Genomic DNA, 17,354 nt, shown 5'->3' on the forward strand with positions numbered 1-17,354 from the left:
TCGCTGACACCCAGCCGGGTCTGCGCCACGTAATTGCGATACGGCACGGCCGGCAGCAGTGCTTCGTCGTGACCAAAGAGGATCACTTGCATTTCCTCCTGCACCACGGCCAGCGCCGTGTGATCCATGGCGATGTGATGGAACAGCAGCATGGCGACCACCCGGTGGTTGGCCGGATCCTGCGCATACACCAGGCGAATCAGCGGCGCCTGACTGAGGTCGATGCGGTAATGCCGCGCGTCGAAACGCTCATACAACTGCGCCAGAACATCACCGGCCGCCGGGTCGAGGGCCACTTCCTGCACCGGCAATTCGGCCTCGCGCCAGACCACCTGCACCGGTGTGGCCAACCCTTGCCAGACCACCCCGGTACGCAGGATGTCGTGACGACTCATGACCTGACGCAGCGCGGCGGCGAAGGCCTGGAGGCGTTCGAGGCTGTCGAACGCAAGTCGCGATTGCAGCAGGTACGGATCACCCTGCGCGGCGCTCAAGTGGTGATACAAAATGCCTTCCTGCAACGGCGCCAGCGGATAAATATCCTGCACGTTGGCGGCCCCGCCCGGCACCGTGGCAACGATGCGTTCGATGCTTTGCTGATCCAGTTGCAGCAGGGTCAGCATGTCTGGAGTGATGTGCGTGCAACCGAGTGGAATCAGGTTGGCCGGCACCGCGACTTCGCGACCGCTGCCCACCGCAGCGGCCAGCGCAGCGAGGGTCGGCTGGCTGAACAGCACGCGCACATCGGTGCTCAGGCCGAGCTGACGCATGCGCTCGATCAGGGTCACCGCCAGCAACGAATGCCCGCCCAGTTCGAAGAAGTTGTCGTGCCGCCCGACCTGTTCCACCTGCAACACCTCGGCCCAGACCTGCGCCAACGCGGTTTCCACCGGCCCTTGCGGGGCTGCGTATTCGCGGCTGAGCCAGGCGTCCTGATCCGGTTCGGGCAAGGCCTTGCGGTCGAGTTTGCCGTTGGCGGTCAGCGGCAGCGCCTCAAGCCGCACGTAAGCTGCCGGCACCAGTGCTTGTGGCAGGCGCGCTTGCAAATGCGCGCGCAGCTCCTCGATATCGACCGCTGTGCGCGCGGTGAACCAGGCGATCAAGCGCGCCTCGCGCACCAGCGCCACCGCGTCCTGCACCACCGGATGGCTGGACAGCGCAGCTTCGATTTCCCCCAGTTCCACCCGCACGCCGCGCAGTTTGACCTGATCGTCGTTACGCCCCAGGTACTCGATATTGCCGTCGGCCAGCCAGCGCGCGAGATCGCCAGTGCGGTACATGCGCGCCTGCGGTTCGTCGCTGAACGGGTCTTCGAGGAAACGCTCGGCGGTCAGCTCGGGACGGTTCAGATAACCACGGGCCACACCCGCGCCACCGACGTACAACTCGCCCGCCACGCCAACCGGCACCGGACGCTGCTGCTCATCGAGCAGGTAGATCCGGGCGTTGCTGATGGGCCGGCCGATATGCAGCAACTGCCCGACATTGACCTGTCCGGAGGTCGCAACCACCGTGGCCTCGGTCGGGCCGTAGTTGTTGATGACGGCAAACGTCTGCTCACGCGAGAACTGCCGCAACTTGTCGCCACCGATCAGCAGCGTGCGCAAGGTCGGGTGCCCCAGCTCACGGCTGAAGGCGTATTCGGCAATCGGCGTCGGCAGGAAGCTCACTTGCAACGGTTGCGCGCGCCACCAGTCGAGCAGGTCGTCGAGGTGTTCGTTGCTGATCGACGGCGGCGGCAGGTGCAGGGTCGCGCCGACACACAGCGCCGGCCAGACCTCCCAGGCCATCGCGTCGAAACCGCAACCGGCGACGCTGGCGGTGTGACTGCCGGCGCGCAGGTCGAACGCCTCGCAGTGCCAGTGCACAAGGTTTTCCAGGGTCGCGTGTTCGACCATCACGCCTTTCGGCTGGCCGGTCGAACCCGAGGTGTAGATCACGTAGGCCAGATGCGCCGGGGTCAGCGTCGGCAGTTGCGGATTGGTCTGCGGCAGGTGTTGCCAGAGGACGTTGTCCAGATCGATCACCGGCACCCGGCCCAGCAACTCGCGAGTCGAACCCTGCGCCAGCACTGCCACCGGATCGCTGTCCTGCAACAGGTAGGCAATGCGCTCCGCCGGGTACGCCGGATCGACCGGCACATAACCGGCGCCCGCCTTGAGAATCGCCAGCAGCGCCACCAGCATCTGCGGGCTGCGTTGCAGGCACACGGCAATCCGGTCGTCCGGTTGCACGCCGAGGCCGAGCAAGTGATGGGCCAGGCGATTGGCCTGCTGATTGAGTTGCGCGTAGGTCAGTTGCTGCGTGCCCTGCACCACCGCCAGTGCCTGCGGCTGCTGCGCGGCCTGCACTTGCACCAGCGCCTGAATCGTTGCACCGCGCGGGTATGCCGCCGCCGTCGGGTTGAACCCGACCAGCAAGCGCTCGTATTCCTCCACCGAAAGAATCGGCAAACGGTTGAGCGGACGTTGCGGCGCCTGTTCCAGCGCATGCACCAGATGCTCCAGCGCGGTGTGCATGTAGCCACAGATGCGCTGCGCGCCGATCTGCGCCAACGCCAGCACGGACAGGGAAAAGCCTTCGCCCAGATCATCGACGCTGAGCGTCAGCGGATAGTTGCTGCGCTCTTCGCCACCGAGCAATTGCACGCCTTCCCAGATGCCCTGACCGTCATGCGGCTGCGCTTCGGCAGCGGTATGCCGGTAGTTAAGCAAGGCGCTGAACAGCGGCGCCCCGGACACCGCGCTGCAACGCTGTGCCAGCGCCAATGGCGCGTGTTCATGGGCCAGCAGCGCGGTCAGCCGTGCGTGGGTAGTCTTGACCGCAGCGCGCACGCCTTCGCTGACATCCACCCGCAGCGGCAAGGTGTTGATGAACACGCCGAGGGTGCGATCCGCGCCCTCACCGCCCTGCAAACGACCCAACAGCACCGTGCCGAACACCACGTCGCGGCGGTTGGCAAGCACGCCCAGCACTTGCGCCCAGGCCAGGTGCATCAGGCTCGCCGGGCTGACGCCGAGTTGCCGGGCCTGCTCACGCAGACGCAGGGTCAACCCGGCATCCACGGCTTGCCCGGCTTCCTCGATGGCGCCGCCATCGCCTTGCACGTCATGCAGGCCGAATGGCAGGGTCGGTTCGTCGATATCGCCGAGCATGTCGCGGAAGAACGTTTCGTGCTCCTGCTCGCTGGCGCCCAGACGCGCCTGCGCCACGTAGTTGCGGTACGGCGTCGGCGTGCCGAGGCTGTCGGCCTGATTGAACATGAACGCGCGCATTTCCTGGCCCACCACTTCCATGGCGGTGTGGTCGAGGATCAAATGCTGGAACAGGATGATCGCCACCACCCGCTGCTGCGCCGGGTCCTCGGCGTAAACAATGCGCATCAGCGGCGCCTGGCTCAGGTCGAGGCGGTTGTACCGGGCGTCGAAACGCGCGTGCAACTGTTCGAGCATATCACCCTGCGCCGGATCCAGCGCCACCGCTTGCACCACCAGCGGCGCCTCGCGCCAGACCACTTGCTGCGGGCTCGCCAAGCCTTCCCAGACCACGCTGGTGCGCAGAATGTCGTGACGGGCGATGACCTTTTGCAGGTTGTCGGCAAAACCCTGCAAACGCTCAAGACTGTCGAACGCCAGCCGCGATTGCAGCAGGTACGGATCGCCCTGTTCGGCGCTCAGGTGGTGATAAAGAATGCCTTCCTGCAACGGCGCCAGCGGATAGATATCCTGCACGTTCGCCGCTCCACCCGGCACCGTGGCGACGATGCGCTCGATGCTGGCCTGATCGAGTTCAGTCAGGCTGAGCAGGTCCGGGGTGATGTGCGTGCAGCCCGGCGGGATGCGGTTGGCCGGCACATCGATTTCGCGTCCGCTGCCCACGGCGGCGGCCAGCGCAGCGAGGGTTGGCTGACTGAACAGCACGCGCACATCGGCGCTTAGGCCGATCTGACGCATGCGTTCGATCAGGCTCACCGCCAGCAGCGAATGCCCGCCCAGTTCGAAGAAATTATCCTGACGCCCGACGCGCTCGACTTTCAGCACGTCGATCCAGATCTGCGCCAGCGCGGTTTCCACCGCCCCTTCCGGGGCCTGATATTCGCGGCTGAGCCATGCGCCGTGCTCCGGTTCCGGCAAGGCCTTGCGGTCGATCTTGCCGTTGGCAGTCAGCGGCAATGCGTCCAGCCGCACGTAAGCCGCTGGCAGCAGCGCATCCGGCAAACGTGCCTGCAAATGCGTGTGCAACTGTTGAATATCCACCGCCGTGCGCTCGGTGAACCAGGCAATCAGCCGCCCATCGCGAACCAGCACCACCGCCTCTTGCAGCGCAGCGTGGCTGCCGAGCGCGGCTTCGATTTCACCGAGTTCGATACGCACACCACGCAACTTGACCTGATCATCATTGCGCCCCAGGTACTCGATATTGCCGTCGGCCAGCCAACGCGCCTGATCGCCGGTGCGGTACATGCGCGCCTGCGGCTCATCGCTGAACGGATCGAAGAGGAACTGCGCAGCGCTCAGCTCGGGGCGATTCAGATAGCCGCGCGCCACGCCCGCCCCGCCGACATACAACTCGCCCGCCACGCCCACCGGCACCGGACGCTGCTCGGCGTCCAGCACATAGATTCTGGCGTTGGCAATCGGCCGGCCGATATGCAGCGGCTGATCCAGCTCGACCCGGCCCGAGGTGGCGACCACCGTGGCTTCGGTCGGGCCATAGTTGTTGATCACGTCGAAGGTTTGCGCGCGACTGAACTGACGCAGGCGGTCACCGCCGATCAGCAGCGTACGCAAGGTCGGGTGCTGCAACTGCCGGCTGAACGCGTATTCGGCCACCGGCGTCGGCAGGAAGCTGACCTGCAACGGCTGCGCACACCACCAGTCGAGCAACTCGTCGAGGTGCTCGTTGCGGATCGACTGCGGCGGCAGGTGCAAGGTCGCGCCAACGCACAGCGCCGGCCAGACTTCCCAGGCCATGGCGTCGAAACCGAAGCCGGCGACACTCGCGGTCTGGCTGCCGGCCTGCAAATCAAAAGCTTCAGCGTGCCAGTGCACGAGGTTTTCCAGGGTCGCATGCTCGACCATCACGCCTTTCGGTTGGCCGGTGGAGCCGGAGGTGTAGATCACGTAAGCCAGATGGTTCGGCGTCAATGCCGGCAGCTGCGGATTGGTATCCGACAGGTGCTGCCAGAGGTCGTTGTCCAGATCGACGACCGGCACGCCACCGAGCAGATCGCGAGTCGACGCCTGCGCCACGACCGCCACCGGGGCGCAGTCCTGCAACAGATAGGCGATGCGTTCCGCCGGATACGCCGGATCGACCGGCACATAACCGGCGCCGGCCTTGAGGATCGCCAGCAGCGCGACCAGCATGTCCGGGCTGCGCCGGGCACACAGGGCGACCCGGTCATCGGGCTGCACGCCAAGGCCGATCAGGTGATGCGCCAGGCGATTGGCCCGCTGATTGAGTTCGCCATAGCTCACCTGCTGCGCACCTTGCACCGCCGCCAAGGCTTCGGGATGCGCGGCCGCCCGGGCCTCGAACAAATGCTGCACGGTTTGCGCCGGCGGGTAGTCGCGACCGCTGATGTTAAAGCCGACCAGGACCCGCTGGCGTTCGCTCGGCGACAGCACCGAGATCTGCTGCAGCGGCGTTGCTGGCGAGTGCTCCAGAGCGGTCAGCAAATTGTGCAGCGCGGTCTGCAAGTAATCGCAGACCCGCACACCATCCACTTGCGGCACTGCCTGCACGCTCAGGCGGAAACCTGTGCCGAGGTCGTCGACGCTGACCACCAGCGGATAGTTGCTGCGCTCGCGCGAGCTGAGAATCTCGATCCCGTCCCAGGTCACGCCTGCCGGCTCCGCCGCGCTGTGACGGTAGTTGAGCAAGCTGCTGAACAGCGGCAGCGATGCAGCCACACCGCTGCAACGCTGGGCCAGCGACAGCGAAGCCTGCTCATGCGCCAGCAGTTGCGCCAGACGTTCATGAGTAGCGCGCACGCCTTGCTGCACGGCGGTCGCGCCGACGCTGACCCGCAGCGGCAAGGTGTTGATGAACATGCCGAGTGCGCGATCGGCACCCTCGCCGCCCTGCATGCGCCCGAGCAGCACGGTGCCGAACACCACCTCTTCACGCCCCGAGACCTGCGCCAGCACCTGACCCCAGGCCTGGTGCACCAGGCTGGCCGCACTGATACCGAGGCGGCGCGCCTGCTCGCGCAAGCGTTCGGCCACGCCGGCGTCCAGCGTCTGCTCGCTGTCGACGATGCTGCTGCCATCGCCGTGCACGTCCTGCACACCGAAGGCCACGGTCGGCTCGTCGATATCGCCAAGCATGTCGCGGAAGAACGCTTCATGCGCTTCGGCATTGGCCTGCTGTTGCGCCTGCGCCACGTAGTTACGGTACTGCACCGGCATCGGCAACTCGGCACCGCTCGGCTGCAGGCTGTCGTTCATTTCCGCCAGCAGCACTTCCAGTGCGGTGTGGTCGAGCACGATGTGGTGCAGCAACAGGATGCCGACCCAGCGCTGTTGTTCACGGTCTTCGGTGTAGGCCAGACGCATCAGCGGTGCGCGGCGCAGGTCGAGGCGATAGTGACGCGGGTCGAACCGCGCCTGCATCTGCTCCAGCACATCGCCTTCCAGCAGGTCGGCGTCGATCCGCTCCAGTGCCAGCGGCGCTTCACGCCAGACCACTTGCACTGGCTCCTCAAGCCCTTCCCAGACCACGCTGGTGCGCAGAATGTCGTGGCGTGCGATCACCGCGTTCAACGCACGGACGAAGGCCTTGATCTGCGCCAGTCCGGCGAAGGCAAATTGCGCCTGCAACACGTACGGGTCACCGGCGCTGGTCGCCAGATGGTGATAGAGGATCCCTGCCTGCAACGGGGCGAGGCCATAGATGTCCTGCACATTGCCGACGCCGCCAGGCACTGTGTCGACCACGCGGTCGATGGCGGCCTGATCCAGCGTGGCCAGGGGCAGCATGTCCGGGGTGATCAGCGTGCAATCGGCAGGAATCAGATTGTCCGGCACCCGCACGCCGTGGCTGTCACCCAAGGTCGCGGCCAGTGCCGCCACGCTCGGCTGGCCGAACAGCACGCGCACGTCGCAGTGCAAGTCGTGCTGGCGCATGCGCTCGATCAGTTTCACCGCCAACAACGAATGGCCGCCGAGTTCGAAGAAATTGTCGTGCCGCCCGACCTGCTCGACACCGAGCAGGGTCTGCCAGATCCCGGCGATCAGGGTTTCCACCGGCCCCAGCGGTGCTTCGAAACCGCGACGGGCGAACGCATCGCTGTCCGGTTGCGGCAAGGCTTTGCGATCGAGCTTGCCGTTGGTGGTCAGCGGTAACGCGTCGAGGCGCACAAACGCGCTCGGCACCATGTAGTCGGCGAGCGACAGCAGCAATTCGTCGCGCAGTTGCGCGGCGCTCGGCTCAGTGCCCTCGGCCAGCCAATAGGCCACCAGACGCTGATCACCGGGGCTGTCTTCGCGGGCGATCACCACCGCTTCGCGTACCCCGGCGCAGGCGGCGAGGCGAGCTTCGATTTCACCGAGTTCGATGCGGAAGCCACGGATCTTCACTTGATCATCATTACGCCCCAGGTATTCGAGGCTGCCATCCGTGGTCCAGCGCGCCAGGTCACCGGTCTTGTACAGGCGTGCTTCGGCACGGCCGCTGAACGGGTCGGCAATAAAACGCTCGGCGGTCAGCGCCTCGCGGTTGAGGTAGCCGCGGGCAACCCCGGCACCACCAACGTACAACTCGCCGATCACGCCGGCCGGCACCGGTTCGCGCTGCGCGTCGAGCACGTACAGTTGCAGGTCGGGAATGCCCACGCCAATCGGGCTGCGCCCCACCAACAGCGCATCGGCTGCTTCCAGTGGGCGGTAGGTAACGTGCACCGTGGTTTCGGTGATGCCGTACATGTTCACCAGCCGCGTACCGGCATTGCCGACCCGCGCGTACCACGGTTTGAGCAGGCCCGGTTCCAGCGCTTCGCCGCCGAAAATCACCTCGCGCAGCGAGTGTTGCAACGGGCTGCGGCCCTGCGCGGCGATCAACTGGCGGAAGGCGCTCGGGGTCTGATTGAGCACGGTCACGCCAGTGCGACAGAGCAGCGCGTAGCAGTCGTCCGGCAAGCGGCTGACAGCTTGCGGCACCAGCAACAACTGGCCGCCAAACGCCAGCGCGCCCCAGATTTCCCACACCGAGAAGTCGAAAGCGAAGGAATGGAACAACGCCCACACGTCCTGCGGGTTGAAGTTGAACCAGTCGTGGGTCGCCGAAAACAGACGCGTGACGTTGCGGTGTTCGACCATCACACCCTTGGGCTGCCCGGTGGAGCCCGAGGTGTAGATCACATAAGCGAGATGGTGTGAGGTCAGTTCGGGAATTTGCGGATTGCTGGTCAGCTCGGCCTGCAACTGCACGCTGTCGAGATCGATGACCGGCACGTTGAGTGCGCCAACCCGCTCCAGCGTATCGGCCTGGGTCAGCACCGCCACCGGGGCGCTGTCCTGCAAGGTGTAGGCGATGCGCTCCAGCGGATACGCCGGGTCGATCGGCACGTACCCGGCGCCGGCCTTGAGGATACCGAGCAAGCCGATGATCATTTGCGGGCCGCGCTCGACACAGATCGCCACGCGTTGATCCGGGCGAATCCCCTGTGCCAGCAGGTGATGGGCAAGCTGATTGGCGCGGCGATTGAGTTCGCCGTAGCTCAGCGTCTGCTCTTCGAACAGCAGCGCTGTGGCCTCGGGTCGCGCCGCCGCGTGGGCCTCGAACTGCTGATGAATCAGCGGCGTTTGCGGGAACTGCGGCAACGGCGAGTTGACCCCGTGCAGCAGGTATTCGCGCTCGGCCGCCGGCAGGATATTCAGGCGTTGCAGCGGTGCATCCGGGGTCGATTGCAAGGCCTGCAGCAGGCTGTGCAACGCGGTGTGCAGGTAAGCGGCGATGCGTTCGGCACCCAGCGCCGCATCGGCCAGCGCAGTGATGCGCAAGTCTACGCCGAGGTCGTCGATGTTGATCGTCAGCGGGTAGTTGGTGCGCTCGCGGGCGCCCAGCACTTGCACGCCGGGGGCCAGTTCGCTGACTTCGGCGATTTCTTCACTGCTGCTGTGGCGATAGTTGAGGATCGCGCTGAACAATGGCGTCGGCACCGCCACCGCACTGCAACGCTGGGCCAGCGCCAGCGAGGTCTGCTCATGACCGAGCAGCGCGGTCAGGCGTCGATGGGTGGCCAGCACCCCGGCACGCACGCCGTCCTGCCCGACATCCACCCGCAGCGGCAAAGTGTTGATGAACATCCCCAGCGCCTGTTCGCCACCCTCACCCGCCTCCATCCGCCCCAGCAGCACGGTGCCGAACACCACGGCGGTGCGGCCCGACAACTGGCCGAGCACCCGCGCCAGCGCCAGGTGCATCAGACTCGCGACACTGACCCCGAGCTGGCGCGCCTGGCCGCGCAGGTGCCGGCTGAAATCGGTGTCGAGCATCAGCACGGCTTCTTCGATGTCCTGGCCGTCGCCCTGCACATCCTGCAGACCACACGGCAAGGTCGGCTCGTCGATGTCGGCGAGCATCTCGCGGAAAAACCCTTCGTGAACCTGCTCGTCCAGACGCAGGCGGGCCTTGGCCAGGTGATCGCGGTACGGCACCGGCGGCCCGACCTGCGCAGTCTGGCCAAGCAGATGCGCGCGGGTTTCGCGGCGCACCACATCGAGTGCCACGTGGTCCATGATCAGGTGATGGAACAGCAACAGCGCAACCACGCGCCCATTGGCCGGGTCCATGGCGTAGACCAGACGCAGCAGCGGCGCCTGCTGGATGTCGAGGCGGAAGAACCGTGGATCGTGGCGCTCCAGCAGTTGCGTCAGGACATCCGCGCCCGGTTCGAGCAGGATTTCTTCGCAGTGCAATGTCGCATGCCGCTGCACCACCTGCAGCGGTTCATCCAGGCGTTCCCAGACGAACGAAGTGCGCAGAATGTCGTGGCGTTCGATCATCCATTGCAGCGCCTCGGCGAAGGCTTCGAGATGTTCGCGGCTGTCGAAGGCGAATCGGGCTTGTGACACGTAAGGATCGCCGGCGGGCGCCGACAGGTGCAGATAGAGCATGCCTTCCTGCAGCGGCGCCAGCGGGTAAATGTCCTGCAGGTTGGCGGCGCCGCCGGGCACATTGGCCACTAGCCGGTCGATGGTCGACTGATCCAGCGTCACCAGCGGCAGCATGTCCGGGGTGATGCGAAACGCCGGGCTCAGCCAGTCGCCACCGTGTTGCGCGACCAGTTCCAGCAGTTGCGCCTTGTGTTCGCTGAGGCTGTCCCACAACGCATCGTCCAGGGCGTCGTCGCTGCCCAGAATGACCAAGTCTTCATCTTCCTGTTGAAGGCGGATCGCATGGGTGGAAAGAACAGCCATCAGTTCGCTGAAATGCATGGGATAACCTGCTGTAAATACGAGAAAAAGGAGCGCGCAGCCGCGAGTCCGTGCCTGCTGCGCGCAGCCTGGAAAAGCTAAAACATCGGGGCTTGCGGGGCTGACATGGGAAGCGGGGACAAGCCAGCCTCCCTGCGGGTGAGCAACCGAATACCTGTGGCGAGGGAGCTTGCTCCCGCTGGGCTGCGTAGCAAGCCCCGATGTTGTGCATCAGGAACCGGGGGACGCTTTGCGCCCCAGCGGGAGCAAGTTCCCTCGCCACAGGTTCGGTGTCAGACGCAGAGTTCAGAGCCGACGTTTGCGGGCGAGGCTCGGGATGGTAGTTTGCGGGATGAACACGTGCTGCGCCTCGGGCATGGTACTGAGTGCCAGCGCCGCCAGCGTCGGCTGGCTGAACAGCGCCCGAGCGTCGGTGTGCAAACCGCTCTGACGCATGCGCGCCACCAGACTCACCGCCAGCAACGAATGCCCGCCGAGTTCGAAGAAGTTGTCGTGACGACCGACCTGTTCTACGCCGAGCACCTCGCCCCAGATCTGCGCCAGCGCGGTTTCGACTTCACCCTCGGGCGCCACGTATGGGCGATTGATGACTGCATCTGCCCCCGGCTCCGGCAAGGCTTTGCGGTCGATCTTGTCGTTCGGTGTCAGCGGCAAAGCGTCGAGCAGCACAAACGCGCCGGGCACCATGTACTCCGGCAAACGCTCCAGCACATGCGCGCGCAAGGTTTCCAACGATGGCGCGTCGATGCCGGCGCGCAAGCTGTACCAGGCCACCAGACGCTCATCGCGGACCATCACCACCACTTGGCGAATCGCCGGATGCTCGATCAGCCGCGCCTCGATTTCCCCCGGTTCCAGACGCAAGCCACGCAGCTTGATCTGGAAGTCATTGCGGCCGAGGAATTCCAGCTCGCCATGGTTGTTGTAACGCGCCAGATCGCCGGTGCGGTACAGGCGGTCCCCCGGAACAAACGGGCTGTCGATGAAGCGCTCGGCCTGCATTTGCGGCAAGCCGTAATAACCCCGCGCGACACCGACGCCGCCGATGTGCAACTCGCCGCTGACGCCTTGTGGCACCGGTTGACCGTACGCATCGAGCACGTACAAACGGGTATTGCTCAGTGCTGTACCGATCGGCACCACGTTGTCCGGCACCGGCATATGCGGTTCCAGCGTCCAGCCCGTGCTGTCCACCGTGGTTTCAGTCGGGCCATAAACGTTGTGCAACCGCACCCACGGCAGGCGATCACGCACTAGGCGCGCCAGCGCCGCACTGAGTTCGCCGCCACCGTTGAGCACATCGGTCAGGCTGGTGCACTGCTCGACACCGTCCTGCTCGATGAACTGCTGCAACAGCGCCGGGACGAATTTGACTACGGTGACCTGATGCTCGCGAATGGTCTGCACCACATAGGCCGAATCGCGGTTGCCGTCCGGTCGCGCCAGTACCAGACGCATCCCGGAGCACAGCGGCCAGAAGATCTCCCACACCGAACTGTCGAAGCTGAACGGCGCCTTTTGCAGCAGCGCACCGTGTTCGGTCGGCGGACTGAGCTGCGAGCCCCAGTGCACCATGTTGCAGGCGCTGCGATGCTCGATCATCACCCCTTTCGGCAACCCGGTGGAGCCCGAGGTGTAGATCATGTAGGCGAGGTTCGACGCACGCAGGCCCGGCACCTGAAGATTGTCTGACGGCTGCTGCTCCCAACTGCCGCGATCCAGATTGATCGTCGTCACATCCGGCTCGCCGAGCAATTGCCGCGTGGCGTCATGCACCAGCAGTGCGACCGGCGCGCTGTCCTGCAACATGTAGTTCAGGCGCTCCAGCGGATAGTCCGGATCCAGCGGCACATAAGCACCACCGGCCTTGAGGATGCCGAGCAAACCAACGATCAGATCCAGCCCGCGCTCGACGCAGATTGCTACGCGCGAGTCCGGTTGCACGCCGAGTTCACGCAGATGATGGGCCAGGCGGTTGGCGCGCTGATTGAGCTCGCGATAGGTCAGGTTTCCTTGCGCGGATTGCAGCGCGATGGCCTCCGGTTTGCGCCGCACCTGCGCTTCGAACAACGCGTGCAGTGGCTGCTCCAGCGGACAATCGACCTCGGTGGCGTTGAAGGTGATCAGCAAGCGTTGCAACTCCTCCGCTTGCAGGATCGGCAAGCGGTTCAACGGCTGTTGCGGGGTCTGCTCCAACGCCTGCACCAAGCCGCTCAACACCGCTTGCATGTAACCGCAAATCCGTTGCGCGCCAATCTGCGCCACGGCCCTGCCGGTCAGGCGCAAGCCGTTGCCAAAATCATCCACGCTCATGGTCAGCGGGTAATTGGTGCGCTCCTCGTTGGCCAGGGTTTCGATGCCTCGCCAGGCCTGACTGGATGGCTCCAGCAGTTCGGATTCGTCACTGTGCCGGTAGTTGAGCAGCGCGCTGAACAACGGTGACGGCGAGGCGACGCCGCTGCAGCGCTGAGCCAGTGCCAGCGACGCGTGCTCATGGCCGAGCAGCGCGGTCAGCCGCGCATGGGTGGCGCGCACGGCGTCGAGCACCCCGGCATCGACATCGATGCGCAGCGGCAAGCTGTTGATGAACACGCCCAAGGCCCGGTCGGCGCCCTCGCCGCCCTGCATGCGCCCCATCAGCACGGTGCCGAACACTACGCGCTGCTGGCCGGATGTCGCCGCCAGCACCCGCGCCCACGCCAGATGAATCAGGCTCGCCACGCTGACCCCGGCCTGTCGCGCCTGGGTGCGCAAACGCTGATAGACGTCAGCCGGCAGCGCCTGCTGCGCTTCGTCGATACCGCGCCCGTCGCCCTGCACTTCCTGCAGCCCGAATGGCAGGGTCGGCTCGTCGATGTCCGCCAGTTGCGCGCGGAAAAACGCCTCGTGTTCCTGCTCGCTGACGCCCAGCCGTGTCTGCGCCACGTAATTGCGATACGGCACCGGCGGTGCCAGCGCCACGACCTGCCCCGACAGGCTGGCCTGCATCTCGCCGCGCATTACTTCAAGAGCGATGTGATCCATGGCCAGGTGATGGAACAGCAGAATCCCCACCACCCGATCCAGCACAGGATCACGGGCATACACCAGGCGCATCAGCGGCGCCTGACTGACGTCGAGGCGATAACGCCGGGCGTTGAAACGCTGGTGCAACTGCTCGATGATCGGGCCGTTGGCCGGGTCCAGTTCGACCTCCTGCAACGGCAGAATCGCCTCGCGCCACACCACCTGCACCGGGGTGGTCAGACCTTCCCAGAGCACCGCGGTGCGCAGAATGTCGTGGCGCGCCATGACCTGACGCAGCGCCGCAGCGAAGGCCTCGACCCGCTCGATGCTGTCGAACGCCAGTTGCGATTGCAGCAGGTACGGATCGCCCTGCGCGGCGGTGATGTGGTGGTAGAGAATGCCTTCCTGCAGCGGTGCCAACGGATAAATATCTTGCACGTTGGCCGCCCCGCCCGGCACCGTCGCAACGATGCGGTCAATGGTCGGCTGATCCAGTTGCAGCAGGGTCAGCATATCCGAGGTGATGTGGGTGCAATCGGCGGCGATGCGGTTGGCCGGCACTTCGATCTCTCGACCGCTGCCGACCGAAGCCGCCAGCGCTGCAAGCGTTGGCTGACTGAACAGCACGCGCACGTCGCTGCTCAGATCGAGCTGACGCATGCGCTCGATCAGAATCACTGCCAGCAGCGAATGCCCGCCCAGCTCGAAGAAATGATCGTGGCGCCCGACCCGCTCCACTTGCAGGACTTCGGCCCAGATCTGTGCCAGGGCGATTTCGACCTCCCCCTGCGGCGCCTCGTATTCGCGGCGGATCAGATCGTCCGGCCCGGGCACCGGCAGTGCCTTGCGATCGACCTTGCCGTTGGCGGTCAGCGGCAGCGCCGACAGACGCACATAGGCGCTCGGCAGCATGGCACTGCTCAGGCGGGTTTTCAGCTGCGCGTGCAGCTCATTGATGTCCAGCGGCGCCTGCTCGGTGAACCACGCCAGCAATTGCCCGTCGCGCACCAGCACCACCGCTTCGCGCACCGCTGGATGGCTGGCGAGTGCGCTCTCGATCTCGCCCGGTTCGATGCGGATGCCACGGATTTTCACCTGATCATCGTTGCGCCCCAGATAGTCCAGATTGCCGTCGGCGCGCCAACGTGCAAGGTCGCCGGTGCGGTACATGCGCGCGCCCGGTGCAGTGCTGAACGGATCGCGCAGGAAGCGTTCGGCGTCAAGCTCTGCGCGGTTCAGGTAACCGCGCGCCACCCCGGCCCCGCCGACGTACAATTCGCCCGCCACACCCGGCGGCACCGGTTGCTGCTGCTCGTCGAGCAGATACACCGTGGCGTTGCTCACCGGTTTGCCGATGTGCAGCGGCTGCCCGGCGTCGATGCGTCCGGAGGTTGCCACCACGGTGGCTTCGGTCGGCCCGTAGTTGTTGATCACTTCAAACGAGGGCTGACGCGGGAACTGGCGCAGGCGATCGCCGCCGATCAGCAGCGTGCGCAATGTCGGGTGATCGAGCTGGCGGCTGAACGCGTATTCGGCGATCGGCGTCGGCAAAAAGCTCACCTCCAGCGGCTGCGCACGCCACCAGTCGAGCAGCGCATCGATGTCTTCGCTGCCCTCGCTGACCGGCGCCAGGTGCAGGGTCGCGCCCACGCATAGCGCCGGCCAGACTTCCCAGGCCATCGCATCGAAACCGAAACCGGCCAGGCTTGAGGTATGGCTGCCGGCATGCAGGTCGAAAACGTCAGCGTGCCAATCGACCAGGTTGCACAGGGTGCGGTGCTCGACCATCACCCCCTTGGGCAGGCCGGTCGAACCGGAGGTGTAAATCACATAAGCGAGGTTCGCCGGGGTCAGCCCCGGCACCTTCGGCGCGTCGACCCGGCCAGCCGACCAACTCGGCTGATCCAGCTCGATCACCGGCACCGACAAAGCCGGCAAATGCTCGCGCAGCGCACGCTGGGTCAGCACCGCGATTGGCGCGCTGTCCTCCAGCAGGTAGCTCAGGCGCTCGGCCGGATGCGCCGGATCCAGCGGTACATACGCGGCGCCAGCCTTGAGGATCGCCAACAGTCCGACCAGCGTGTCGAGCCCGCGCCGGGCAACGATCGCCACCCGGTCATCCGGGCGCACCCCGAGATCGAGCAGATGATGAGCCAGCGCGTTGGCGCGTTGATTGAGTTCGGCATAGGTCAGGTTTTGCCCCTGATCAACCGCCGCCAGCGCCTGCGGCCGCAGCGTCGCCTGCGCTTCGATACGTTGCTGAAGGGTCGTCGGCGCCGGGTAGTCCACCCGCGTGGCATTCCACTGTTGCAGCCGCGCGGTTTCTTCCGGCGTGCTCAGCTCGAAATCCGCCACCGCCAGGTTCACCGCTTCCAGCCCCTGCTCCAGAATCAGCAACCAGCGTTCAGCCAGGGCCTCGACTTCGTCGGCACTGAAATACGCCTCGCTGTAGATCAGGTACAGCCGCGCGTCGTCATTGGCCAGATTGCTCAGCAAATGCACCGCCAACGGTGTGGCCTCTTCGCCGTTCGAGGCCTTGATGATCCGTCCCGAGGCCTCGCCGTAGCGATAATCGTGAGTGCCCTGCTCGTAGGACACCGTGACCTCGAACAGCTGCGAGCGCTCCTCCCGCAGCAGGCCGAGGGCGCGATTCATCTCACTCACGGGAAAACGCTGATGGCGAAAGTCCTGGCGCAGTTCATCGCGAATCGCCCGGACCAGTTCAGCGAACGTGCAGTGGCGACCGAAGCCCATGCGCACCGCACTGACCTGGGCGAACAGCCCGAGCGTGGATTTGAAGCGCGCCCCGGAGCGGTTGAGAATCGGCAGCCCCACCACCCATTCGTCACGTTGCGCGGTGCGGCTGAAGTAGACATGCAGCGCCGCCAGCAACACATGGAACGCCGAGGCCCCGAACGCTCGGGCTACCTGCTGCATGCGCTCGTGCAACAGCGCCGGCAAAGGCTGCGCGTAGACCTGCGTCTGCGCGGCTTGGCCGGCCAGGCTCTGCTGATGCCGTGGCAGCAACAGCGGCTCGGGCAATTGTCGGTACTTGTCCAGCCAGTAGGCGCGATCCTGCGCATAACGGCGCGACGCGTGATAGCGCGCATTGTCCTCGATGAAGTCGATGTACGACGGCGCCGCGACCGGTGTCGGTTGGCCGTGCGCCAGCGCGTTGTAGATCTCGTCCAGTGACTTGAACATTTCGCCGAAGCCCCAGCCATCGACGATCAAGTGATGAGCCTGCACGGACAGCCAGTGTCGCTGCTCATCGAGACGGATCAACAGAAAACGCAACAGGCAGCCGCCGTCCAGTACAAAGGGCTGATCGATGCGCGCCTGCACCAATGCCCGCGCCGCCGATTCCGGGTCGCTGTGCGCCGACACATCGTCGATCGGCATCGGCACCGCTACTGACCGGGCGAACTGCTGCAAAGGCAAGCCATCGGCACCGGCGCCCGGCAGCAGAATCGTGCGCAGCGCGTCATGCCGGGCCACCAGCAGCTCCAGCGCAGCCTGCATTCGCGCCGGATCCAGCGGCCCGCTGAGGTCCAGGTATCCGCCGATGTTGTACAGCGGCGAATCCCCGCGACTCAGCTGGTCCAGCCAGATATCCAGCTGCGCAGCGGTCAGCGGATACGTCTGGAACGAAGCGGACGGCGTGGCTACCGCAGAGGCAGAAATAGGCGGCATAAGATCCTTCTCATGTGATTTTGCGCCTATTCAAGCATCGGCCCCGATGCCGACATGACACGTAAAACCCGGACAACCCCGCCCCCGGCGCTGGCCTGTCAGCACTTGTTGAGCCTGATTGGCTGGGAACTGGCTAAAAGTTCGGAGAGGAAATACTGAAAATCTTGTAGGAAAAATGCCACACACCAGCGCTGCCATTGACCTGCGTAATAA

General features: G+C 65.3%; 2 protein-coding genes (1 of these 2 only partly in view). Both read right to left on the minus strand.

The window, feature by feature from the left end; genetic code table 11:
* A protein-coding gene (locus PMI25_RS04190; protein WP_007965814.1) for a non-ribosomal peptide synthetase crosses the window boundary here: on the minus strand, positions 1 to 10,442 show its 5' portion. 2,569 nt of this gene lie to the left of the window's left edge; the window shows 10,442 of its 13,011 coding nt (coding positions 1-10,442); it begins with the start codon at positions 10,440 to 10,442; its stop codon lies beyond the left edge, outside the window.
* A gap of 285 nt (positions 10,443 to 10,727) precedes the next feature.
* Positions 10,728 to 17,141: a non-ribosomal peptide synthetase gene (locus tag PMI25_RS04195; RefSeq protein ID WP_024164422.1), complete on the minus strand. Its 6,414-nt coding sequence runs from the start codon at positions 17,139 to 17,141 to the stop codon at positions 10,728 to 10,730.
* Positions 17,142 to 17,354: the final 213 nt, after the last annotated feature.

Origin of the sequence: Pseudomonas sp. GM30 (genome assembly GCF_000282275.2) — a bacterium.
In the GTDB taxonomy this organism is placed as follows: domain Bacteria; phylum Pseudomonadota; class Gammaproteobacteria; order Pseudomonadales; family Pseudomonadaceae; genus Aquipseudomonas.

Excerpts from the sequence above, each read along its gene's own strand:
- PMI25_RS04195 (WP_024164422.1), bottom strand. The coding sequence starts at position 17,141 with ATGCCGCCTATTTCTGCCTCTGCGGTAGCCACGCCGTCCGCTTCGTTC.